23 protein-coding genes are annotated in these 23,774 nt (G+C 38.0%); 7 read left to right on the top strand and 16 right to left on the bottom strand.

The annotated features are described in order from the left end of the window. Window positions 1-37: 37 nt before the first annotated feature. The 14 genes from F1560_RS09725 to F1560_RS09660 form a co-directional block, all read right to left on the bottom strand. On the bottom strand, window positions 38-1,084 hold the full coding sequence (locus F1560_RS09725; protein ID WP_149474425.1) for a YkvI family membrane protein: 1,047 nt from the start codon (window positions 1,082-1,084) through the stop codon (window positions 38-40). A 100-nt stretch (window positions 1,085-1,184) separates the two neighbouring features. Then, window positions 1,185-2,300, bottom strand: coding sequence for an o-succinylbenzoate synthase (menC, locus tag F1560_RS09720; RefSeq protein ID WP_187773684.1), 1,116 nt, complete (start codon window positions 2,298-2,300; stop codon window positions 1,185-1,187). Window positions 2,301-2,461: 161 nt separating this feature from the next. Continuing rightward, entirely contained in the window at window positions 2,462-3,253 is a 792-nt protein-coding gene (locus F1560_RS09715) for a GNAT family N-acetyltransferase (RefSeq protein WP_149474424.1), read from the bottom strand. Window positions 3,254-3,273: 20 nt separating this feature from the next. Then, on the bottom strand, window positions 3,274-4,398 hold the full coding sequence (locus F1560_RS09710) for a M20 peptidase aminoacylase family protein (protein WP_149474423.1): 1,125 nt from the start codon (window positions 4,396-4,398) through the stop codon (window positions 3,274-3,276). Window positions 4,399-4,493: 95 nt separating this feature from the next. Then, window positions 4,494-5,336 carry a MurR/RpiR family transcriptional regulator gene (locus F1560_RS09705; RefSeq protein WP_149474422.1) on the bottom strand — a complete coding sequence of 281 codons (843 nt, stop codon included), beginning with the start codon at window positions 5,334-5,336 and terminating at the stop codon, window positions 4,494-4,496. A 167-nt stretch (window positions 5,337-5,503) separates the two neighbouring features. Further along, a complete protein-coding gene (locus F1560_RS09700; RefSeq protein WP_245347630.1) occupies window positions 5,504-5,758 on the bottom strand; it encodes a hypothetical protein in 255 nt (84 codons plus the stop codon). A gap of 220 nt (window positions 5,759-5,978) precedes the next feature. Next, window positions 5,979-7,472: a tripartite tricarboxylate transporter permease gene (locus F1560_RS09695; protein ID WP_149474421.1), complete on the bottom strand. Its 1,494-nt coding sequence runs from the start codon at window positions 7,470-7,472 to the stop codon at window positions 5,979-5,981. 17 nt (window positions 7,473-7,489) lie between these two features. Next, entirely contained in the window at window positions 7,490-7,939 is a 450-nt protein-coding gene (locus F1560_RS09690) for a tripartite tricarboxylate transporter TctB family protein (RefSeq protein WP_187773683.1), read from the bottom strand. A gap of 11 nt (window positions 7,940-7,950) precedes the next feature. Further along, on the bottom strand, window positions 7,951-8,925 hold the full coding sequence (locus F1560_RS09685; protein WP_149474419.1) for a tripartite tricarboxylate transporter substrate binding protein: 975 nt from the start codon (window positions 8,923-8,925) through the stop codon (window positions 7,951-7,953). Between the two features lie 184 nt (window positions 8,926-9,109). Next, window positions 9,110-9,793: a response regulator gene (locus tag F1560_RS09680; protein ID WP_149474418.1), complete on the bottom strand. Its 684-nt coding sequence runs from the start codon at window positions 9,791-9,793 to the stop codon at window positions 9,110-9,112. Continuing rightward, a complete protein-coding gene (locus F1560_RS09675) occupies window positions 9,794-11,371 on the bottom strand; it encodes an ATP-binding protein (protein ID WP_149474417.1) in 1,578 nt (525 codons plus the stop codon). It abuts the gene before it with no gap. 359 nt (window positions 11,372-11,730) lie between these two features. After that, the gene (locus F1560_RS09670) at window positions 11,731-13,062 is read right to left on the bottom strand and encodes a CitMHS family transporter (protein ID WP_149474416.1); all 1,332 of its coding nucleotides are present in this window, start codon (window positions 13,060-13,062) and stop codon (window positions 11,731-11,733) included. 174 nt (window positions 13,063-13,236) lie between these two features. Beyond that, on the bottom strand, window positions 13,237-13,956 hold the full coding sequence (locus tag F1560_RS09665) for a response regulator (protein ID WP_149474415.1): 720 nt from the start codon (window positions 13,954-13,956) through the stop codon (window positions 13,237-13,239). Beyond that, window positions 13,949-15,598, bottom strand: coding sequence for an ATP-binding protein (locus tag F1560_RS09660; protein WP_149474414.1), 1,650 nt, complete (start codon window positions 15,596-15,598; stop codon window positions 13,949-13,951). The genes F1560_RS09665 and F1560_RS09660 overlap by 8 nt, the downstream gene beginning before the upstream one ends. Before the next feature lie 222 nt (window positions 15,599-15,820). Here F1560_RS09660 and F1560_RS09655 point away from each other — a divergent pair, with 222 nt between their 5' ends. Together F1560_RS09655 and F1560_RS09650 are read left to right on the top strand one after the other, a co-directional pair. Beyond that, the gene (locus F1560_RS09655; protein ID WP_149474413.1) at window positions 15,821-16,402 is read left to right on the top strand and encodes an SCO family protein; all 582 of its coding nucleotides are present in this window, start codon (window positions 15,821-15,823) and stop codon (window positions 16,400-16,402) included. Window positions 16,403-16,425: 23 nt separating this feature from the next. Beyond that, window positions 16,426-17,028, top strand: coding sequence for a uridine kinase family protein (locus tag F1560_RS09650; RefSeq protein WP_149474412.1), 603 nt, complete (start codon window positions 16,426-16,428; stop codon window positions 17,026-17,028). Window positions 17,029-17,083: 55 nt separating this feature from the next. On the opposite strand, the gene F1560_RS09645 is transcribed toward F1560_RS09650, so the two are convergent. Together F1560_RS09645 and proB are read right to left on the bottom strand one after the other, a co-directional pair. Continuing rightward, complete coding sequence (locus F1560_RS09645) at window positions 17,084-18,331, bottom strand: glutamate-5-semialdehyde dehydrogenase (RefSeq protein ID WP_149474411.1); 1,248 nt, start codon at window positions 18,329-18,331, stop codon at window positions 17,084-17,086. Next, window positions 18,328-19,449 (bottom strand): glutamate 5-kinase, encoded by a 1,122-nt coding sequence (gene proB / locus F1560_RS09640; RefSeq protein ID WP_149474410.1) that lies wholly within the window; start codon window positions 19,447-19,449, stop codon window positions 18,328-18,330. Before proB ends, F1560_RS09645 begins: the two co-directional genes overlap by 4 nt. A gap of 366 nt (window positions 19,450-19,815) precedes the next feature. On the opposite strand from proB, the gene F1560_RS22745 reads away from it, so the two are divergent. The 5 genes from F1560_RS22745 (at window position 19,816) to cydS (ending at window position 23,735) form a co-directional block, all read left to right on the top strand. Then, entirely contained in the window at window positions 19,816-19,983 is a 168-nt protein-coding gene (locus F1560_RS22745) for a putative holin-like toxin (RefSeq protein WP_425466044.1), read from the top strand. A gap of 264 nt (window positions 19,984-20,247) precedes the next feature. Beyond that, the gene (locus F1560_RS09635) at window positions 20,248-21,012 is read left to right on the top strand and encodes an NRDE family protein (RefSeq protein WP_149474409.1); all 765 of its coding nucleotides are present in this window, start codon (window positions 20,248-20,250) and stop codon (window positions 21,010-21,012) included. A gap of 223 nt (window positions 21,013-21,235) precedes the next feature. Then, entirely contained in the window at window positions 21,236-22,576 is a 1,341-nt protein-coding gene (locus F1560_RS09630; protein WP_149474408.1) for a cytochrome ubiquinol oxidase subunit I, read from the top strand. Next, a complete protein-coding gene (locus F1560_RS09625) occupies window positions 22,573-23,598 on the top strand; it encodes a cytochrome d ubiquinol oxidase subunit II (RefSeq protein WP_149474407.1) in 1,026 nt (341 codons plus the stop codon). The genes F1560_RS09630 and F1560_RS09625 overlap by 4 nt, the downstream gene beginning before the upstream one ends. Before the next feature lie 5 nt (window positions 23,599-23,603). Next, on the top strand, window positions 23,604-23,735 hold the full coding sequence (cydS, locus tag F1560_RS22575) for a cytochrome bd oxidase small subunit CydS family protein (protein ID WP_275955851.1): 132 nt from the start codon (window positions 23,604-23,606) through the stop codon (window positions 23,733-23,735). The last annotated feature ends 39 nt before the right edge of the window (window positions 23,736-23,774 follow it).

Here is a 23,774-nt window from a genome sequence, read left to right as displayed (position 1 = left end):
GCATGCAATTGCTGTTCGTTTTTCTCATTTATAACCTCTACGCTTTTCTCAATCTAACCCAAGATATAATAACTGCAATAATTAAAACAAATCCTAGATAACCGGTAATTGGATAAACAGTCCCAACAAGTGTCGTAAAGCCAATAAAGCTTGCACCAAAAGCTAGTAAACCGATGATAACAACGGCTCCTTTAAACTTTTTCGTATTCTGCGGAACGAGTCGTGCCGTAAAAGCATAGAGCATACCTACTGCTGTGTTGAAAATCATTCCTAATAGAGCAATTGCCATTAACACACCAACAATTGGCGAGACCTCCGTTGCCAGCATCAATGTAGGCATATCTGCTTCTTGAATAGACCCGATATTCATAAATAAACTTAAATTAATTAAAAATAGTAATAATCCGAGTCCGATTCCACCAAAAATTCCACCCCAGCCAGCAGTTTTTCTATCCTTCATCGTGCCGCCAATGACAGCCAGCATAGCAAATCCTGCTGCAAGATTATACGAAACATAGAGCAAAGCTCCCATAATAAAGTTAGGGGCTGAAGCAGGCTGTACTTCTGCCAATGCATTTAATTGACTAATGCTTGCATCACTACTGAATAAAGAATAACCGGTAATAATAAATATTAACACCAATAAATAAGGTGTTATGCTACTAATCACCGTAATAACTTTATTTACATTTAAACAAAGTGTAGCGATGACAGCTACAGTCATGATTAAGTTTCCAACAAGTGGAGGAATACCGAATTGTTGTTCAAAAATCGACCCACTACCTGCAATCATGACAACTGCAACACCAAACAGGAAGAATGTGATTAATAGATCGACTGCAAATCCAAAATATTTTCCACATATTTTATAAATTACTTCACGATGTGATGCTGTTTGATAATAAGATCCTAACTGAAGCACATGCATTCCTAGAAAAGCGAAGAGCACCCCCGCGATTATGGTTCCAAGGACACTATAGATTCCAAAGCTTGTAAAAAACTGCATGACTTCCTGACCAGAAGCAAACCCTGCTCCAACAATTAATCCAACATAAGCTCCAGCAACCTGAAGACTCTTTTTCATATGTAAATCCCCTTCTATATATATCATAATATTTTGAAAATTTTTATCTTGTAAAAGAGGAGAGCGTACAATGCGCTCCTCTATATAACACCGTATTTTATTAAAAATGATAGACTCTTGTCCATTCCGTAAATTCTTCCATCGCTTCCTCGTCGATATCATAACCAATTCCAGGCTGGTCTGGAACATTTATCAGTCCATTCTCTACAACAACTTCCGGTTTAATAATATCTCTTTCCCAATATCTCGATGAGCCAGCTGTATCTCCTGGTAACACAAATTGTGCTAGCGTTGTTAATGCAACATTATGTGCTCTGCCTACCCCAGCTTCCAGCATGCCACCACACCAAACGTCGATACCTTTATCCATACAAAAATCATGAATTCGTTTCGCTTCGGTTAATCCACCGACACGTCCAATTTTTATGTTAATAATTTTACAGCTGCCAAGCTCGTAGGCTTTTCTCGTATCTTCAAGTGAATGGATACTCTCATCTAAACAAATTGGTGTTTTCATAACCGCTTGAAGCTTCGCATGATCTACAATATCATCATGCTCCAATGGCTGTTCAATCATCATTAAATTGAGATCATCCAATTGCTGTAAATGCTCAATATCGTCAATCGTATATGCTGAATTTGCATCTGCCATAATTGGTGTATCCGGAAAATGCTTGCGAACCTCACGAAGTACCTCTACATCCCAACCCGGCTTAATTTTTATTTTTATTCGTTTGTAGCCGGCATCAACAAAGTGTTGAATCGTTTGAATTAAATCATCTACTGTAGGTTGGATTCCAATACTGATTCCAACGTCAATTTGTTTTCTTTCTCCACCTAGAGCTGCTGCTAAGGTTAGTTTTTCTCGTTTTGCATATAAATCCCAAGCTGCACCCTCTAATGCAGACTTGGCCATATTATTACGCTTAATTGGATGGAATAAATCAGATACCTGATCCGGATGACTAATTTGATTTTCTTTTAAAATCGGAATAAGAAAGTCTTCCATAACATGTAAGTTGGTTTTTACCGTTTCTTCACTATACCAAGGACTTGAAAATGCAACAGACTCCCCATACCCACGATTTCCATCGTCATCAATGAGCTCTGTAATAAAAAATTCCTTATCTTGAAAGGTTCCAAAGCTCGTTGTAAAAGGATCCTTTAGGCGCATGTTCAATTTATGTAGTTTTAGTTGTTTAATAGGGATTGTCATTGTGTATCCTCCTGTTTAAGTTCGTACTTTTTTAGACAGCTTAGCATCCACCTAACTAATGGATAAATACCTTAGTTGCACTTATTTATGCAAGCAGGAAAGTTTTATACTTTCCTGCCTACCCAGAAATACGGTGGTGTCTTACTCACCATTATTTCTATCTATTTGCGAAAAACATAGTAGTTATGGTCTGAAGCATGGTGAACAAAATCTTCTGCTTGGTAACCTTGTTGGAAAAGTTCTCTAAATACCTTTTGGGTTGTCAATCTCCATTGTTTCGCAAGTTCAAAGTTTTCTTGTTTTAGCTTTTGGAAATTGGATGGAATTGCAACGAACCAAACATCGCTTTCCATACGATCGTTCAAATTATGATTGTTCGTTAGAATCGGCTTTTGATCAGAATCCATCTGTAACAATACGTTTGCTGCATCAATTGAAACCATTTCCTTTTCTTTAGCAGCTTTACTAATATCCCACATTATTTGAAATCGATCAGATGGAAGTCCTTCGCTAAATTCATCACCCAGCTTACCATAGTGGTTTTCTTTGAAATAAACACCTTTAGCACCGAGTTTGTGCAAGTTTAAATAGGCATTCACACTTTCTAATGGATCAAATGTCCATGTTATCATTTCATAGCCCATTTCTCTTGCCAATTCAGCTTGCTTTCGTTTTAAGTTTCTTCCGATTCCATCTTTCCTATATTCCGGTAATATCCCCATCATATGGGAGCATAGATAAGCACTTTTTCCATCAAATCCTGCAAAGCTATATAGAAAACCAATTAGCTTTTCGGAATCATAGGCTCCTAAAATAATGCCGCCATTCGTTAATGCTGTGAACGTTTGGTGCAACGGAATCGCCGACATATGCCATACTGACTCCTCTAGTCTCTGAATTTCTCTTAGTTCGTCCAGCGTTGTTAGTTTCCTAATTTCTAGTTTCCCTTTCATCACACAAAAGACTCCTTCTACTAAATTGATTCCATCGTTTTATATAGTGCACGTGTTATAATTTCCACAGCCTTTGGGATAGCCTTATGATTGAAGGTCATTTCTGGATGGTGTAAGCCTGGTACCAAATCACAGCCAACCGCGAGCATGGTTGCTTTTAACGCTGGACGTTTTATCGTATAAAAGTGAAAATCATCCCCACCAGTTGTTGTAATAACTGGGGATAAATTTTCATCTCCTGCGCATTCAACAATTGCCTGTCTCATGAATGAGATGGCGTCCTGATCAAGCACAGCCGCCGCTATATTTGCACCAACTGATAAATCAATTTCTATCCCATGAAGATCTGCAAGCGATGAAGCAATTCGATAGATTTTATCTGTGATTTCTTCCATTACTTCATTATTTTGAGCCCTGACATCAATGGAAAAGGTTGCATTTCCAGGAATAATATTGGAGCTTGTTCCACCAGCATGAAATGCTGTCATTTTAGCAGAGTGTGGAATCATCGGGTTCACTTGCATACTGTTTAATGCTTGAAAAAATTCCGCCCCAACCTGAATGGCGTTTGCATTTAAGTGTGGTCTTGCTCCATGTGCATCATGCCCTTTAATATGACCTTGAATAAACTTAGCTGCACCGTGTTCGATAGCAGGAGCAAATTGACCATGTCCCAATTCCTCTATCGGTCTCAAATGCAGTCCATACAAATAATCAACATCATCAACAACGCCTTTCTCCACAAAGGTTAACGCGCCGTCACCTTTTTCTTCTGCCGGTTGAAAAATAAAACGAAATGTTCCTTTAAAATCTTTCTTCTCTTCTAATATTGTAAGAAGTGTACCAATGACGATTGTCATATGTGCATCATGTCCACAGGAGTGATTTGCTTGGAATGTTCCATTCACTTCCTGCCATAATGCATCGATATCTGCTCTGAGAGCAATAACAGGACTGCCGCTTCCTACATCGATTACTAATCCTGTTGAATCATCAAAACGTTTAATCGTACAGTCTTTGCCTTGAAACAGACCTTCAATATAAGCTGTCGTCTTTTTTTCTTCCCAACTAATTTCTGGATGTTCGTGTAAATGATTAAAAATTTTCTCTAATAATGGGTTTAGCTTTTCTAATGTTGCATTCATTTTAATTAACTCCCATCTAAGTTTAAAAACACGGTATTCACTTAGTGAATACCTTTATTGCACTTATAAGCATAAGCATGGTTTATATCTTTTTATCAATCAAAAAAATCTTTTCCACTTATGGAATCAAACAATTTTACTCTCTCTTTAACTTTTTCGTCATTTTCAAGTGAAATAGATGCGATAATGCTGTTTGACAGCGACATCACTGCTGGTGCTACATCTAATGTTGATTTACCTGATAGCTGCACACTTAACACCAAATCGCAATATGCTGTAATTGGAGAGAGCCCTGAGTCTGTAATTCCAATAACAAATGCTCCCCCATTCTTAGCATGCTTGGCAATATTAATCGTATCTACAGCGTAGCGATGAAATGAGAATGCTACAAACACACTTTTCTCAGTAAGTTCGCTTAGCCGTAGCAGGATATCATCTGTACCAGGATTGTATATTCTCGTGTTACCGAGCATTAAATCAAGCGAATAGGAGAACCAGCTTGCTAGTGCATAAGATGACCGCACCCCTGCAACGAGTACACGATCTGCATTCGTTAATTTCGTAACAGCTGTTGAAAGACTTTCCTCTGACAGCTGCTGCATCATTCTTTGAATATTTCCCACATCGTTCGCCATGAATCGTTTAATCGAATTCTCTATGGCAGCATCGACTTTTTTATCTTCCACATACTCAGATAACGAACTCCTTTGTAATAGGATATTTTGAACCTCCTCTTGAAGTTCCTTATATCCGTTATATCCTAGCTGTTTACAGAATCGTATGATAGTTGTTTCACTAACTCCAATTTGTTTTCCAGCTTCCGTTGCAGAAGAAACTGCAAATATCCTTGGATTCTCTAAAATATATGATGCAATCTTCTGTAAACTGTTTGTAAACGTATTTTTTTGTTCATAAATCTTTTGATAAATAGTTTCCATATGAATACCTCATTAAGTTATAAAAAAGGAATCCCTTTAATTATTAACAAAAAAGAAGTAATTCCTTTTTTCTGTTAATTCATACTATCATATTTTCTATCGTATGTCACTTCATATTTTTCACATAAAAAATGGCCACCTTGTGTCAGGTAGCCTATGATCATACATTAGAAAATATAAAATGCCAATGCCAGCATTGAAAGACCGATGGTAATCACATATATCCATATCAATGAAGGTAAATTCGATTTCAACGATTTTGTCTCATACTCAAGCGAACGTGCTAATTCACTTACGGCCTCTTCTCCAGCCTTTTCATACTTCTTTTGTTTGTCTTCTTCCTGTTTCATCCCATACAACGTTAAAACTACAGCAATCAGACATACTACACCAATAAGAACAATCATTCCTGTACTTACCAACCTATGCCCTCCTCATTCTTACTATAATTCAATTATCCAATTAAATATAAATTATAAAAAAGTGCTTCAATCTATTATATCCTATTTTTTCAACACTAGTTGTTCTCTGATGTTTTGTTGAATTTTTGTAACTTTACTTGCAAAAATAATAAACCCATACCACCTAAAATAAGGTGATACGGGTTTTATTGAGGTTTTACAGTATACAAATTACATGACTTTAATTTACAGCCTTTCTCCGTCTAAATACCTTGGTAATCAGTGGATAGCATAAGGATAAAAGCGTTAATATAGCTAGTACAATTGTAATCGGAGAAGCAAATAATACAGCCGCTGGTGAATCATAAACTACCATTGCTCTCTGAAAGTTCTGTTCCATATCTCCTCCTACAATTAATGCTAAAATTAGTGGCACTACTGGATAATTCAACATTCTCATAAAAAGCCCAATTACTCCTGCAATAATCAAAATATAGAAATCAATCGTGCTGTAACCAAGTGTGTACGCTCCAAGGAATGATAAGATAAGAACAATTGGATAAAGAACATTCGGCGGTGTTTTTAATACCTTCACTAACATACCTACCATTAAGATATTTATGATTACTAGAATTAAATTCCCAATAAACATACTGTTAATTAAGGTCCATACCATATCTGGTCTATTCTCAAATAGTAATGGACCAGGAGTAACTCCTATCATTACTAGTGCTCCTAGCATGACTGCAGTTGTACCAGAACCTGGTATTCCCATCGTTAACATCGGGATCATCGAGCCAACTGCTGCAGAGCTATTTGCAGATTCTGGTGCTACTAGTCCTTCGACCGCCCCTTTTCCAAATTCATCTTTTCGTTTAGAGACTTGTTTTTCAGTACTATATGCCAATAAAGAAGCGATTGTCCCTCCCGAACCAGGTAAAACTCCTAAGAAGAAGCCAATTGGTCCACTACGTAAGATTGGACCAAGTGATCGTTTCCACTGTTCTTTTGTAAACCATTTACTACCTATAGCTTCATTATCCGACTTATTCGAATGCTGTGGTTTGAGCAAATTATAAAGTACCTCACCAATTGCATAGATACCAATAATAATAACGATAAAGTTTATACCGTCTGTTAAATGTGGCAGACCAAGCGTGAATCGATGCACACCCGATTGTAAATCAACTCCAATTGTACTAATGCCTAGCCCTAGAAACATTGTTAAAAACCCTTTTATCGTATTCCCTTGTGATAACGTGACAACTGCTGATAATGCAAATAAGAAAAGTAATAAAAATTCTGCAGGTCCAAAGTTTAAAGCAAATTTTGCCAAAGGGATTGCCAAAAAGATAAAGCCGAATATAGCCATAACTCCACCAATAAGAGAAGCCATTGCTGCTATCGACATTGCTTGTCCTGCCATCCCCTTCTTTGTCATTGGATAACCGTCAAATGTTGCTGCAATGGAAGACCCGTCTCCTGGTGTATTAATAAGAATCGAGCTTCTCGAACCACCGAATAGTGCACCATAATAAATTGCTGCCATTAAAATCAATGCACTAACAGGCTCCATTCCAAATGTTAGCGGAATGAGTACCGCCACTCCTGTAGCAGCACCTAGACCTGGTAAAATACCAACTATTGTACCAAGCGCTGCACCAAGTAGAAGCCAAAGCAAGTTAGCCGGCTGAAGCGCCGTCCATAAACCATCAAGAATTACACTTGTATCCATCTAAGCACTTCTCCCTTCTATGGCAGGCTAATCTGTAATAGCTGCGTAAAGCCGTACCATGTAGAAAAGGAAACAACCAACGTCACTATCAAATTCAAGCCCCATTTTTTTATTCCGTTCAGATAAAACATAAGTGCTGCCATAAATAATATGGTTGCAAACAGGTAGCCCAGCCGTTCAAAAATAAAAGTATAGATTAAGCAAATACCAATAATCGTTACAATCAATTTAAACGAGTTACGTTGCGCCATCATTTTTAAATCCTCATTATCATTGTCACTTTCTTTTCGAACATTAACTAAATCAATAATCGAAAAGATTAACACTCCTATGCAAACAAATAGAGGGAATAGCATAGGTCCATTTGGATTACCCAATGTGGCTGATGGTAATTGGATAATCATTACGCCATAAATGACGCTGGCAACAATAAATAATATTGGTAATGTATAACGAATTGTCTGCATCATTTCTCCTCCTATGGTGTTAACCCTGATTCACGAACAATATCTTTGAAAAAGTCATGTTGCTTTTCTAAAAACGCTAATGTCTCTTTACTATCCATATAAAAGTTATCAAGGTCATTATTATCTAAGTCAGTTTGCCACTCTTCTGTTTTAACCATTGAACTCAAATATTCATCCCATTTAGCTATTTCATTTTCACTCATCCCAGGTGGTCCCATAATTCCTCGCCAATGTGGAAATTCTACATCTACACCTTGCTCCTTCCATGTAGGTATATTTGGAAAGCTATCAAGCCTTTCCGGAGCTGTTATTGCTAAAATGTCTACTTCTCCAGCCTCATATTGTTCCGAGAGATCTGACAAAGAGTTACTCGTTATATCAATATGGCCTCCTAGTAAAGCATTCATAATATCACCACCACTACTATAAACAAGAAACTGTAGTTCAGTAGGATCTACACCCGATTCAACCGCAGCTTGAACAAATGATAGATGGTTCCCACTACCTAAAGATGGGCTTACCCCAATTACTAATGACTTTGGGTCTTCTCTTAATTGATCCATCAATTGATTTGCATCATCAATCCCTGAGCCTGCCTTTGACGCAACTGCAAGCCATTCGGTGGACAGCATAGCTAATGGAGTGAAATCTTTGTATGTTAGTTCCGTTTGACCCAGTATTGCTCCAGTAGTTAGTAAACTAGAATTTAAAGCAACAGCATGTGAATCTTGCTGCATCAAATATTGCCAACCTACTTCTCCGCCACCTCCTGGTTTATTAATAACTGTAATATCTTGATCAACACTTCCATCCGCATTCATTGCACGCTGTGCGGAACGCGCCGTTCGATCCCATCCACCACCAGGGCTCGCAGGAGCGATAATTTCAATGTTTTTTACAGGAAATGCTCCACTATCTCCACTTGCTTTCCCTAAACATCCCGTTAAAATAATACAGCCTATTAGTAATAAAAATATACGTTTCATCTTTACACCCCACTTATAAGTAAACGCTTTCAACATTGAGCATTATTATCTCAGACTGTTTGGTTAAACACAATATTTCGAATTTAATCAGCTTAAAATTCTTTTATTTCTTTTTGTCCTTTTTATCCACTATTTCTTCCTTACCTAAGAAATAGAAAGAACACCCTATACCAGGATGTTCTTTCTATTCCAAAATATATCTTCTTTCAGGTCTGCCAATAACACCGTAATTTAATTTTGTTGTTGCTTCTCCTTCAGCCACGATATGCTCCAAATATCTTCTCGCTGTTGTTCTAGAAATTCCGACAAGCTGACACATCGTATCAATCGTTACACCTTCCTCATTTTCGGTTAAAGCTGCTTTCACTTTGTCCAGCGTAATCGAATCGACCCCAGATGGAAGCTGATCATTCTTACTTTTTACCGTTTGGTCCATTTGATAAGTTCCGGACAATATATGCAGTGTATCCTTTGCTTGAAAGCTTTCATCCTGATTAAACCATTCCTTATCCTTTAAATAATTTGTAATTGTTTGAGTGAAGTCTCCCACAGAAACTGGTTTAATTAAGAATTGATATACACCATATTGTCGAGCTGTTCGTAAATGGTTACGATCAGTTGAAGCTGAGACGATAATCATGTCCATTTCCGGATAGTTCATTCGTAAATGCGGAAGTAGCTCTGTTCCTAATGTATCAGGAAAATAAATATCAAGGAGAACTAAATGAACTTCTTCTTTTTCTAAAATCTCCTTTAATTCCTTTCCATTTAATGCTCTCCCAACGACTTTTATCATCGAAAAGGTTTGTAAGTATTGTTCATGTAGTAATGCAACACGATAATCATCTTCTGCTATAACAACATTCATCTAAGCTTCTCCTTTCCATTTAGGGAGGTATAAAGAGAAAACTGTTCCACCATCTGTCGGTAAGGAAATCTCTATTTCTCCTCCATATTTTTTGACTGTTTCATACACATGTGCAAGTCCATAGCCTCTATCATCACCCTTACTAGAAAATCCTTTCATGAATAGTTGATTCCTTTCATCTTGAACTATTCCAGTCCCTGTATCTTGAACGTCAATGACGATTTCATTTCCAATATCTGTTATCATAACAATAACTTCTTTTTGTTCAGATTCAAAGACAGCATCTATCGCATTATCAAGTAAATTTCCAAGTATTATAGCCATATCGGTAATGGAGATATTTGTTTTACGAAGACGGCTAGCCTCATCAATCATCAGCGATACTTTTTTCTCTGCAGCTTTTGCCATTTTACCTAATAAAATCGCTTGTGCCCCTGGATCTTCAATTGTTCTTAACTTTGGTATCGTCTGTTTATTTTCCGCTGTCTCATCTTGAATAACCTTTAGAGCTTCTTCATATTGTTCTAACTGCAGCAAACCCATAAGAACGTACATTTTATTTTGAAATTCATGTGTTTGTGCACGTAATCCATCTGCATACCCTTTCATTTGAGCAACTGTCTCCTGAAGTTGCTTTATGTCTGTCTTGTCACGAAAACTACAAATCGCCCCGACAACTTGTTCATCTTTAAATAAAGGAATGCGATTTGTAATGAATACTTTTCCCTGATGCACTCGTTCTTCATCGTAACTGACTTCTCCTGTATGAAGTGTTTGCTGCAAACCAAGCACTTTTACAAGAGTTCTTTCATTAGTCGATGGATTTAGCAATGATTTCGCAGACGGGTTAATCATCGAGATAGCTTCGTTTTGATCGATCACAACGATTCCTTCCCTTACTGCATTGAGCATTGCTTCTCGCTCTCTAAACATCCGAGCAATAACCGAAGGCTCGACCCCGAGAGTATCTTCCTGAATGCTACGTGCAAGAAACAATGCTCCCCCGATGCAAATTGCTATACCAAGAGAAGCAACGAAGAGGAGACGAAAGAGTCTGGCTACAATCGTAGCATTAATATCCTCTCGTAAATACTCAACGGTAACAGCCCCAGCGATCCTTTCTCCTCCCCTATATTCTTCATACACTGGAGCAATTGTCATAATCGCAGATCCGGTCGTGCCTTCTGCATTATCGGTGACGTAGGAACCAAATAATAACGTTTGCGCGAAACGATCTCTTTCACCATGTATGCCTATTTTACTCGAATCTGGATGTATGATATAGGTACCATCACGTGCAACTACAGTCACGACAGGATTTTCGGCTTGGAGACGAACACGGTCAATAATTCCCTGGAGCTCTATATGATCCCCACTATTAATCGCGTCAACCAATGCTGGCATAAACGCAAGACCATTTGCTGTTTGTCTGGACAACTGTTTATAATTTTCTTGTGAATTTCTTATCTCGATGTATGCAAACATTGTAACCAATAACAGAATTAGAAATATCGATAAAATCAGAAAAATAAAGATAATCCTTTTCCGAATTGTCATGGTTTTAACGAAGGAAAACATGCCTATCCCTCCAGCTTAATAGCATATAAAGACTACTTTATTCATTTAGTAATCTATTAGTCTATATAAGTTTATATGAATTCAGTTTTTATATCTATCATCTAGTACGATTAGAAAAATAAAGAGAATATTTTTGGGTCATTGGAAATTACTTCTATTCACATGAGAAGGAAATATTATAATTATTCTTAAAGAGTTTCATCTTAGCTTAAAATACATGATACGCTGCCTTTTTGGAAAAACTCTCTCCTAAAAAAGTAAACCAAAATGTTCTTAAACTTATTAAATCGTACTCCCTATATAAAAACGAAGCCCACCTAATAATGGACTCCGTTTTATTCAATCGTTTACAACCTTACTTAAACTGCGATAACACCAATTAATACAGCAACAATTAAGAGTACAATACTTAGTCCCCACATCCACAAAAGGGAATAGCGTATATGTTTTCCCATTTCAAGGCCTGCCAAGCCTAATGCGAGCCAAAGTGCAGGCGAGAATGGACTAACAAAGGTACCAACAATATTACCGATCACCATGGAATATGCTGTAGAGAGGGATGCAATTCCAAATCCTGTAGCAATTTGATCAACAACCGGCAATAAAGCAAAGTAGTAAGCATCCGTACTTAGCAATAAATCAAATGGTACTCCGAAAAATCCGATAATTAAGTGCAGGTACGGTGCAATAAATGCTGGAATGATTGTAACTAGATCTTCTGCAATGGAATCTAGCATTCCTGTTCCTGTAAGAATACCTAAAAAGGACCCTGCAGCAAGAATAATCGTCGCCATCATTAAAGCACTCGGTGCATGCATACGCATTATTTTAGTCTGCTGCTTCATATTTGGATAATTAAGTGGTAAAGCAATACTAAGTCCAATCATAAACGCAAAGCCTGCCGGAATAATTCCCCATACAAGTATGCCAATTACGGAAAGAAAAAGAATCGCATTCACCCAAAGCAATTTCGGTCTTGCTAAAGATTCCTTCTCTTGTGCAGCTGTTGAATCACCATTCATTCTTTCAATTGCGGCTGCGGACTCTTCAGCACTGACTAGACCGTGATACTTGCTTATTCTCCGCTTTTCCATAATTCCCAGGAAAACAGCTAAAGCAATCATTAGAATCAGACCAGTAATTTGAATTGGTATCAATGGTCTCCAAAGCTCGGTAACATCCATGTTCAATACAGAAGCTGTCCGGCCTAATGGACCTGCCCAAGGAACCATATTCATAATACTGGCACTTCCGCCAATCAATAATAAGAGTAAATAAGGATTCATTTTTAAATGTTTATACAATGGTAAAAGGGCAGGAATAGTTATTAAAAATGTAGAAGCTCCGGATCCATCCAAATGAGCAATTGCTGCCACGAAAACTGTACCTACACTTACTGTTATTACGTTTCCTCTTGTTAATCGTATCATGTTGCGAATCAAAGGATCAAAAAGACCCGCCTCTTGCATGACGCCAAAAAACAAAATCGCAAAAATAAACATGATCGCAACTTCAATTACGGTTAATGTACCTTCTGTGAAAAAGTCTCCAATCTCCGAAAATCCAAAGCCTGCAATAAGTGCACCGATTAATGGCACGAGCACCATAGCTACAATCGGTGTTACTTTATTGCTAATCAGTAGTAATACAATAATTAAAATCGTCAAAAAACCTATTATACTTAGACTCACTTTTATTTCCCCTTCCTAACTAAACGCAATACATCTTTTTTCTTCATGCCCTTTTATGTAAGCGCTAGCAAAACGTATAAGTAAAAAATAGTTTGTATTTTTTACTTAATGAAAAAAATAACATAAACGAAAATAGGAAGGAAGTTTCTTATCATAAGAAGTCTAATTTTCATATTAATCATTTTGTTCATAAGTTTCACAACGGAAATATCTTCGCTCCGGTCTACCTACAGTCCCGTATTTCAGTCTCGTTTCAACTTCATTTTCGCTGACTAAGTACTCTAAATAACGTCGTGCAGTTGAGCGACTTGTACCAATTTGCTGGCTAAGCTCTACTGCTGTAACTCCTCCGGAATGTTCGGTTTTCAACAAGCTCGTAATTTCCTTTAATGTAATCGCATCAATCCCCTTTGGCAAACCTGAATTCTGTTTCGCTGGAATTGGAGCTGGATTTGACCAAATCATGGCATCAACATCTCCCTGTTCCATTTCCTCAACAGATGATAGTAAATACTTTCGTTCTTTGTATCGTGTTAATGTAAGCTCGAATCTACTTACATCAACAGGTTTAATAATATAATCAAACACACCGCCTCGAATTGCTTCTTGAATTGTCTCTACTTCTTTTGCAGCTGTGATTACAACGATATCTATTTCTAGATAGGTGCTTCTGATTTCCCAGAACAAATTCAATCCTTCTACATCAGGTATATAGATGTCCAATACAACAAGATCCGGTAATTCACTACACTCCCGAAGAAAGGCTAGCGCTTCTTCGCCAGTCCTTACCGTATCACTGACGACAAAGCCGTCTACTTTCTCAACAAATTGGCGATGAATATTCGCAATTCGAAAATCATCTTCAACAATTAAAACGCTATAATCTTCATGCATTTGCTTCTTCCCCTTTCTTTGGTATGATCATGATGAAACAGGCGCCTCCCAAGTCACCCTCTTCTAGTATTACTTGCCCACCTATACGTTGGACTGCTTGATAGGTTAAAGCCAGTCCAATTCCTCGATGGGTTCCACTTTTTGTAGAAAAGCCTTGTTCGAAAATCCGTGGAATATCCGATGTTGCAATACCCGGTCCTGAGTCTTCTACTTCCACTAACACATCTTCCCCAATATCTGTAAACAAAATGGATACATTGCGTTTGTTAGGCGCTTGATCTTTCACTGCTTCAATAGCATTTTCGATTAAATTTCCCAGTGCGGTTAATAATACATCTTTTTCCGCTTCCGAAAAACGGTAAGAAAGCTGACTATCTGGATGGATTGACATCTTTACGCCGAGCTCATTCGCTTGATTGAATTTCCCTTGAATAATGGCATGAATTAGTGGATCTGCAATATTATCTGTCAAAAAGCGTTGCCACTTTTGCCTTATTTTGCTTTCCTTTTTTATAAATTCAATTGCCTCCTGATTCTGATTTAACTGCAGGAGACCAAGAATGGTATAAAGCTTATTGGAAAACTCATGCGTTTGTGCACGTTGCGTATTTGCATACTGCTTTACCCTAGACAACTCATGGATAACTCCTTCTAACTCTGTTTTTTCACGAAACGTCAAAACGGTTCCAATAATTGTTTTATCGTTATACATCGGTGTTTGGTTTATTAATACTACAGTTTCACCGAGAATCGCTTCTCTGTCATAGAAGCTTCTATCATTATCTAAGAAATCCTGAATATTTAATGAAGGGATAATATCTTGGATTACCTTTCCACTGTAATCCTGTTCCACTACTCGTTGTTTAAATAAAAGCTTTTGCGCTGTTGCATTCATCATCGTGATTTGACCATTATTATTAACCGCTATAATTCCTTCATGGGCCGACTGCAAGATAGCTTCCTTTTCGATCATTAAATGTGCTATTTCTTCTGGCTCCATATTGGACAACAATTTTTTAATATAATGTGAGATAAAAATAGCTCCAAGAACACCGAGCAATATAATTAGAGTTAATGTAATCCAAAGCGAATAATTCTGATTTGCAATCACTTTTTGTATATCATCATTTAAAAATCCAACCGATACAACTCCGATAATCTCTCCTTCATCAGAGTACACTGGTGCTTTCCCCCGAATGGATAATCCAAGTGATCCCTCTTCGACAGAAACATAAGACTCACCATCTTGTAAAGCCCGTTCATTATCACCGCCAACCATTTTTCTTCCAATATGGTCTTGATTAGGATGTGAATAACGAATACTCTCTGTATTTCCAACGACAATAAATTCCGCTTCGGTCTCCTGTTGAATCGGGTCGACAATGTCCTGAATAACGGCTGCAGGATTTTCTAATTGAAAGGCTTCCTTTAATGCTGGAATATTTGCAACACTTGCAGCAACACCGAGTGCTCGTTTTCCAATTTGTTCTTCCATCGTATTTTCAATAAAGTTCTGAAGAAATAATGCAAAGATGATAAAAACCCCAATAATTAAGATACTTATTAATGCAATCATCTTTGCTTTTAGCTTAAACCTGATGCTTGGGCGGATATTCTGTTTTTCCTGATAAATCCCTCTCATTTCCCCCGCTCCTTTAAACATATATCTATCTTCATAAAACACATTATTTTAAGAATACTAACCAGCTACTATAAAATCAAACTTGGCTGTGATAGATTTTAATCTTACATAATGACTAAATCCTTAAGTAGAAATTGTTCACAATGGTTTCACTGAACTGCCAACATGTCATTCGTGATATAATGTTATACTAACGCTAAATACATAAAAGGGGACATTCAGATGAAGAAAATACTCCTACTACATATACTTTTAGCTTTTGTTCTGATTGGTTGTAGTTCCGAAGCTATTGAAACGAACATGTCGGAAGAAGTGGACGATTTCCAATTTACAACACAAGATAATGAAAACTTAAGCCTCAATGACTTGGAAGGCCAATGGTGGATAGCTGATTTTATTTTTACAAATTGTACAACTGTTTGTCTTCCAATGACAGCAAATATGGCTGAGTTACAATCAAGGGTGAATGACCAAAACCTCGGTGTTCAGCTTGTATCCTTTTCAGTAGATCCTGACTATGATACGCCAGAGGTTCTGAAGGAATACGGTAATAGCTATCAAGCAGACTTTGAAAACTGGTCGTTTCTAACTGGTTATGATTTTCAAACGATCAAAGAATTATCAATTAAATCTTTTAAAAATCTAGTCAAGGAACCACTAGAAGGAGACGACCAAGTTATGCATGGGACTAGATTCTTTCTTGTTAATCCTGACGGAGAGGTTATTAAAGGGTATGACGGTATAAGCTCTAGTGAAATTGATGTCATCGTTGAAGATTTAATAGCTGTAACCTCGAAAGAATAACAGGAAATAAGGAGTGAAATGTATTGCAAACTAGCGAATACGAATACACGGCAAGCTATTCATCACTTTGTAGTGCACTGGAAAATTTATATCGTACAGATGAACCGAAAATTATTGCCATCGATGGGCGGTGTGGAAGCGGAAAAACAACCTTAGCTAAGCAGCTGGCCGCCAAGTTTGATAGCACACTTTTTCATATGGATGACTTTTTCCTTCCTTTTGAGTTGAAAACAAAAGAAAGGTTATCTGAACCTGGTGGCAATGTTCACTATGAGCGCTTTAAGGAAGAAGTACTTCGACCGTTACAAAGTGGTAACACAACCGTTCATCGGCCTTATAATTGTCAGAAGAAAGCGTTGGATGACCCAATTCAGACAACTTTTAGGCATCTAACCATTGTCGAAGGGGTTTACTCCCTCCATCCTGCATTGCAGGACTTCTATGATTATAAAGTTTTTCTTACAGTTGATAAAAATGTGCAGCGTAAGCGAATCCAGAAACGTAATGGTAAGGAAAAACTAGAAACCTTTATCCAGAAATGGATTCCTTTGGAGGAACATTATTTTGACACGCTTCAACTTGAAAAACAATGCGATCTCGTTGTAAATACTACATTCAATCAATAATTCAAGTACACAAAAGGGCTGCTCCAACATGGAACAGCCCCTTTGTATGAACAATTTAGTTTCTAATTTGACCGCTGCCTTTAATTTGAAACTTACTTGATGTTAATGCCGCAAGCCCCATTGGACCTCTTGCATGCAACTTTTGTGTACTGATTCCAATTTCTGCTCCATATCCAAATTCGAAACCATCCGTAAATCGCGTGGATGCATTATGGTAGACAGCCGCCGCATCTACATGCTGCAGGAACATTTCGGCATGTTTACTATTCTCTGTAATGATTGACTCGGAATGTCTCGTTCCATATTGATTAATATGCCCGATAGCTTCTTCAACCGTATCCACTAATTTAACACTAATGGAAAGTCCAAGATATTCGCTCGACCAGTCTTCTTCCGTTGCTTGGTTAGCTGTTGGATAAGCTTCACGAATTTGCCCATCTGCATAAATTTGTACACCATTCTCTTCCAGTTTTTTCAACAAGTCGCTGCCGTGTTGACGAAACCATTCTGGATCGATTAAAAGAGATTCAATCGCATTACAAACAGATGGCCGTTGCAGCTTTGCATTCAATACAATTTGCTCTGCCATTTCTTTCTCAGCTGTTTTATCAATAAAGATATGACAGTTCCCAGCGCCAGTTTCAATTACTGGTACAGTAGCTTCTCGGACAACTGTATCGATCAGGTTTTTACCGCCTCTTGGAATTAATACATCTAAATAATCGTTTAAGCGGAATAATTCACGAGCTGTTTCTCTGCTTGTGTCCTCAATTAACTGCACAGCATTAACAGGAAGCGCACTGCGCTCTAGTGCACGATGAATGGAACTGATTAATGCAATATTCGAATTTTTAGCTGAAGAGCTCCCTCGCAAAATAACCACATTTCCAGTTTTTAATGTAAGTGTTGCTGCATCAACTGTCACATTCGGTCTAGCTTCATAAATGATACCTACAACACCAATTGGAACCCGCTTTTTCTCGATATTTAGGCCATTTTCCTTGTTAATCGATTCTAAGGTTTCACCAATTGGATCATGGAGCTCAATAACTTGATGAATGGCAGCAGCAATTCCTTTAATACGCTCTTGATTCAGCATAATCCGATCTAAAACAGCATCAGAAAGCCCTTTTTCTTTACCTGCTGCAAGATCCCTTTCATTTTCGATAAGCAACATTTCCTGATCCATTATTAATTGCTCTGCGATTAAAGCTAATGCTTCATTTTTCTCTTCCGTAGTAACTCCAGTCATTAAATAACTCGCTTTTTTTGCAGCCTTGCCTTTTAGAACAACTTCACTCATGATAATTCCTCCCCGATTTTTTGTACACCTACCCAGCCATCACGATGAATTACCTCTATAGAAGAGGTGGCAAAATCTTTCTCGTTATCGATATGTTCGTTGATTGCCTGTTGTAATTCAACTGATGAACAGCTTACTTCTCCTTTGCCAAGCAACTCATTTATTCCATAAACCTGGACAACATCTCCCTTTTGAAAGGTACCGCTGATTTTTAAAATACCTGCTGAAAGAAGACTGCTTCCATGATGGGATATCGCATCTTCTGCACCTTTATCCACATAAAGTTTCCCCATCGATTCAGAGTGGATCGCTATCCACTGTCTCCTTGTATTGATAGGAGCCTTGACATGGCCGGCAATATACGTACCATCGCCATTTCCTTTTAAAACTTCTATTAGTTTTTCGCTTCCTTTTCCATGGCCGATAAAGACAGGGACTCCAAGCCTTGTTGCCGTTTTTGCCGCCATTAATTTTGATTTCATTCCACCTGTACCAACCTTCGAACCAGTTGTATCTGCAGCACCGATCATTTCGTTGGTTATTTCATCAATGGAATCGTACTTTACTGCTGAAGGGTTTGTTCTTGGATTTCCACTATATATTCCATTTATATCCGTTAAAATAATGAGCTGGTCGGCATGAATAAATCCACTAACTAAAGCTGATAGCATATCATTATCACCAAACGTCAATTCTTCAATCGATACCGTATCATTTTCGTTAATGATTGGAAGTATGCCTCTCTCCAACAGCTCGGTCATTGTTGCATAAGCATTTCGGTAACGTTCGCGATCAGAAAGGTCATCTCGAGTTAATAATAATTGGGCTGCAGTGATACCGTAGGCACTGAATTTTTCCATATAAGTTTGAATTAACAAGCTTTGCCCAATTGCTGCCGCTGCTTGCTTTCCTTTCACGGTTACTGGTCTTGATGAATAACCAAGTCCTCTAAAGCCAGCTGCAATTGCACCTGAAGATACAAGGATAACTTCATGATTTGCTTCTCGAAGCGCAGCCAGCGCGTGAATATGATCATTTAGTTTTTGCTGATCGATTTCACCCTTATCATTTGTTAGTGAGCTACTGCCTATTTTGACTACGATTCGTTGCTTACGCATTCCTATTACCTCCATTAAACGTATTTCCTTATGAACACAAAAAAAGCCCAATCATCCTATATTATAAGGACGAAAGAGCTTGCTTCCGCGGTACCACCATTACTTGAATGTATAGACATTCCACTTCATCCATAACGCTGGAGATGCGCCCATGTATTGGCATGGGACTCTAAAGGTAGGTTCTACAGGTTGTCTATGACGGAATCTTCCAGCTCCTAAATTCCGCTCTCTTGCATAGCAAGTCCTGCATAGTAGTCCTTTATTAACGTTCAATATATTGACTTCTATTATGGATAGAAAAGGTTGCATTGTCAATAGGTAAAATATTCAGTTCTTTCTTTGATAATCTTTTTTGTATCTAATTGTATGTGCTATACTATAGTCTGTACAATAGTTTGGCTCACTCAGGGGCGGTATGTTCGGCTCACCCTCAGAAGAAAGGGGGTGATGCATATGTCAACTTTCGAAGCGATTTCTTTGATGATTTCCTTCGGCGCCTTAATCGCATTGTTGGCTATGAACAAAGAAAAATAGACCTCCCTTGAGACTGCAATCCAGGTGATGGTCTATGTTTTCTTACCATTTGAGCCAGCTCCTCTTCTGAGTAGCAGCTATTTGTACATTCAACCGTAGGTGTTCCAGCACTTACGGTTGCTTTATTATATGTTATATATAGAATATTATAAACGTATTTCCTGATAATTTCAATTGTAATTCGAATCATCGTAATTATTTCGCATTTTTTGCGAAAAATGATAAATGTTAACAGCTCGTTTAATAAGAATGGAGGCTCTTCGTATGTGTTTAATCAACTTTCATTTACATAACCATCCAAACTATAAATTAATTATCGCGGCAAATCGAGATGAATTTTATGCAAGGCCAACAGCTCGTGCACATTTTTGGGAAGATTATCCGACGGTACTTGCAGGAAGAGATTTAATGCAAATGGGAACTTGGTTAGGTATCACCAAAGCTGGTCGTTTCGCAGCTTTGACAAACTACCGTGACCCTTCAATGGAGCAACAAGGTAAAATATCTCGAGGTGAAATTGTAACGGACTATTTAACAAGTGAGCTTACACCACAGGAATATTTACAATTACTACGTAAGCAAAAAGATAATTATGTCGGTTTTAATGTGCTTGTCGGAAATTCTGAGATGATTTATTACTACAATAATATTCAAGATGAGATTTCCCCAATTGCCAAAGGAACACACGCCTTAAGCAATCATTTTCTAAATACTCCCTGGCCAAAAGTTACAAAAGGAAGGCAAATGCTTCAAGAATATGTGCAACAACACAATAAAGTTCAAATGGATGATCTTTTTGACATTATTTCAGATGCAGAGGAGGCTGATGATGATGCCTTACCAGAAACGGGCGTTGGGATTGAATTAGAACGAAAGCTATCCCCACTATTTATTCGAACAGCCGATTATGGGACACGGTCTTCAACGGTTTTATTAATCGACCGCAATCATCAAGTTACTTTTGTAGAGCGAACATATCGTAAAGGAAATTTTGAAAAGGAAAACCAGTTTACCTTCCAAATAAAATAAAGATTAACAGCAACGTTTTTGGGGAAACTACTACGTATAAATCAGCATTTTAATATTTTTTCATTAAATGTTAATAAGTTCACAATTAGTTCATGGTGCGTTAGAAATTTTGTCATAACTCGTCTCCATTTTGATACGTCAAAACGTTAGAATAAACTTAGATGTGCCTATAGAACCTAGTCTTAGGCAGTGCATCCTGAGAAGTTAAGGAGGAAGATCTAATTTGTTATTTGATGATCCGGTATTTGCCAGTAGATTATTAACCATTTTAACCCTTTCGTTTCATATTATCTACGCGACGATCGGTGTTGGGGTACCACTCATGATCATGATTGCACAATGGGTTGGAATTAAGAAAAACGATATGCATTATATGCTAATGGCTAGACGATGGGCTAAAGGCTTTGTCGTTACGGTTGCTGTTGGTGTCGTTACAGGGACTGCGATCGGTTTACAATTATCCCTGTTATGGCCTAACTTTATGGAGCTTGCTGGCAATATCATTGCATTGCCATTATTTATGGAAGTTTTTGCTTTCTTCTTTGAGGCAATTTTCTTAGGGATTTATTTGTATACGTGGGATCGTTTTGATAATCCTCGTAAACACTTACTATTACTAATCCCTGTTGCACTTGGAGCTGGTATGTCAGCTGTCTTCATTACGATTGTTAACGCGTTTATGAATGCTCCAGCTGGATTCGATATCATTAATGGACAACTTGCAAATGCGAATCCAATTGCGGCAATGTTTACCGCAGCAATGCCAACAAAGGTTTCTCATGTGCTCGCTACGGCATATATGACAGTTGCATTTATGCTAGCAGCGATTGCAGCATTCAGGTTGCTTAAAGGTTCGAATCATGAATACCATAAAAAAGCACTGTTCATGACGATGAAAATCGGACTTATCTTCTCCATTGCAGCTGTGTTAATTGGAGACCTGTCTGGAAAATACTTAGCAGAATATCAGGCCGAGAAGCTAGCTGCAGCTGAATGGCACTTTGAAACAGAGGAAGCTGCACCACTCATTCTTTATGGAATGCTTGATGAAAATCAAGAAGTAAACTATGCACTTCAAATTCCGTTTGGATTAAGCATTCTTGCACACGGTTATCCAAATGCAGAAGTAATTGGGCTGGATCAATTTCCAGTGGAGGAACAGCCACCATTAATTATCCATTATTATTTTGACTTAATGGTTACAATCGGTATGTTCATGCTAGCCCTTTCTCTTATCTATTGGATTGGAATCAAACGACGCTGGTCCTTCGTTAAAGCAGCCTGGTATCGCTGGCTCATTGTTCTTGGTGGTCCATTGTCATTCTTAGGAATTGAAGCTGGCTGGTGGATGGCAGAAGTCGGGCGCTATCCATGGATACTCAGAGGAATAATGACAATTGAAGAAGCTGCAACAACAAGCGATTATGTTGGTGTCATGTTTATCCTTTTCGTTGGATTGTATTTTATCTTAGGTGTTGGTACGGTTGTCGTGCTAAGACGAATGTTTAAAAACGATCCGATTGAAAAGGTGCTCGCCAAACAGCAAGGTGGTGATTCTGAATGAGTTTAGAGGTTCTTGGAATTTCCGTACTCTGGTTATTTTTATTTGGCTATGTCATCGTCGGTTCGATTGATTACGGTGCAGGATTTTTCAACGCACAAAGTATCATAACTGGTAAGCAGCATATTTTATCCAAAATTATTCAGCGTTATCTTTCTCCTGTTTGGGAAGTAACGAATGTATTCTTTGTGTTCTTTTTCGTTGGGATTGTTGGATTCTTTCCGCAATCGGCATATTACTTCGGAACGATTTTACTGATTCCAGGAAGCATTGCGCTCATATTACTGGCGATCCGAGGTTCGTACTATGCGTTTGAATCGTACGGAACACGAGGTCATAAGGGATATGCCTTTATGTATGGAGCTTCTGGATTATTAATTCCAGCTTCATTATCGATTGTACTAACCATCTCAGAAGGTGGATTTGTATCCATCGTGAATGATAACCCAGTGCTTGATTACGCAGCATTATTTACTAGTCCATTGACCTGGTCTATTGTTGCATTGAGTATTGTTGCTGTATTATATATATCCGCTGTGTTCCTCACGTGGTATGCATATAAAACCGGTGATACAAAGGCAACCGATTTAATGCGTAAGTACGCACTTGGTTGGGCTGTCCCATTAATTATCACTGCTAGTGGCATTGTTTATGAATTAAGCTCTCACAATGAAGCCCACTTTGAACGTATCATGGATTTGTGGTGGATGTTTGGACTATCGTTTATATTATGGTTTGCAACAGTATGGCTCATCTGGAAGAGAAGAAATTACGGTACCGCATTCTGGCTACTCGTTGGTCAATTTGCACTCGCATTTTTCGCGTATGGAGTTTCGCATTACCCGTATTTGCTTTATCCTCATCTAACGATTTATGAAGGGTTCACGAATACGGCAATGGCAATTTCACTCGTATTCGTATTTATTCTCGGGCTAGCCTTACTAATTCCTTCCTTGTATTTATTATTGCGACTATTCCTCTTCGATAAGAAGTATGTACAGGGAATAAAGAATAAGAAGGAGTGAGCTAAATGTTTAATGATTTTCTAATTTTTGTCGCTCCCATCCTCGTCATTATAATTGCAGTTGCGGTTGCATTCTGGGGAGCCGGTAAAGATAAACCTGTAACAAAGGAAATTACAAAAGAAGCTGGCGAAGAGTAAATTCTCTCGTCAGCTTCTTTTTTATTCGTTACCTATTTA

The organism is Oceanobacillus polygoni (assembly GCF_008304605.1).
Taxonomy (GTDB): Bacteria; Bacillota; Bacilli; order Bacillales; family Amphibacillaceae; genus Oceanobacillus; species Oceanobacillus polygoni.
The sequence above is the reverse complement of the archived record's forward strand: the minus strand, read 5'-3'. Positions and strand labels throughout refer to the sequence as shown.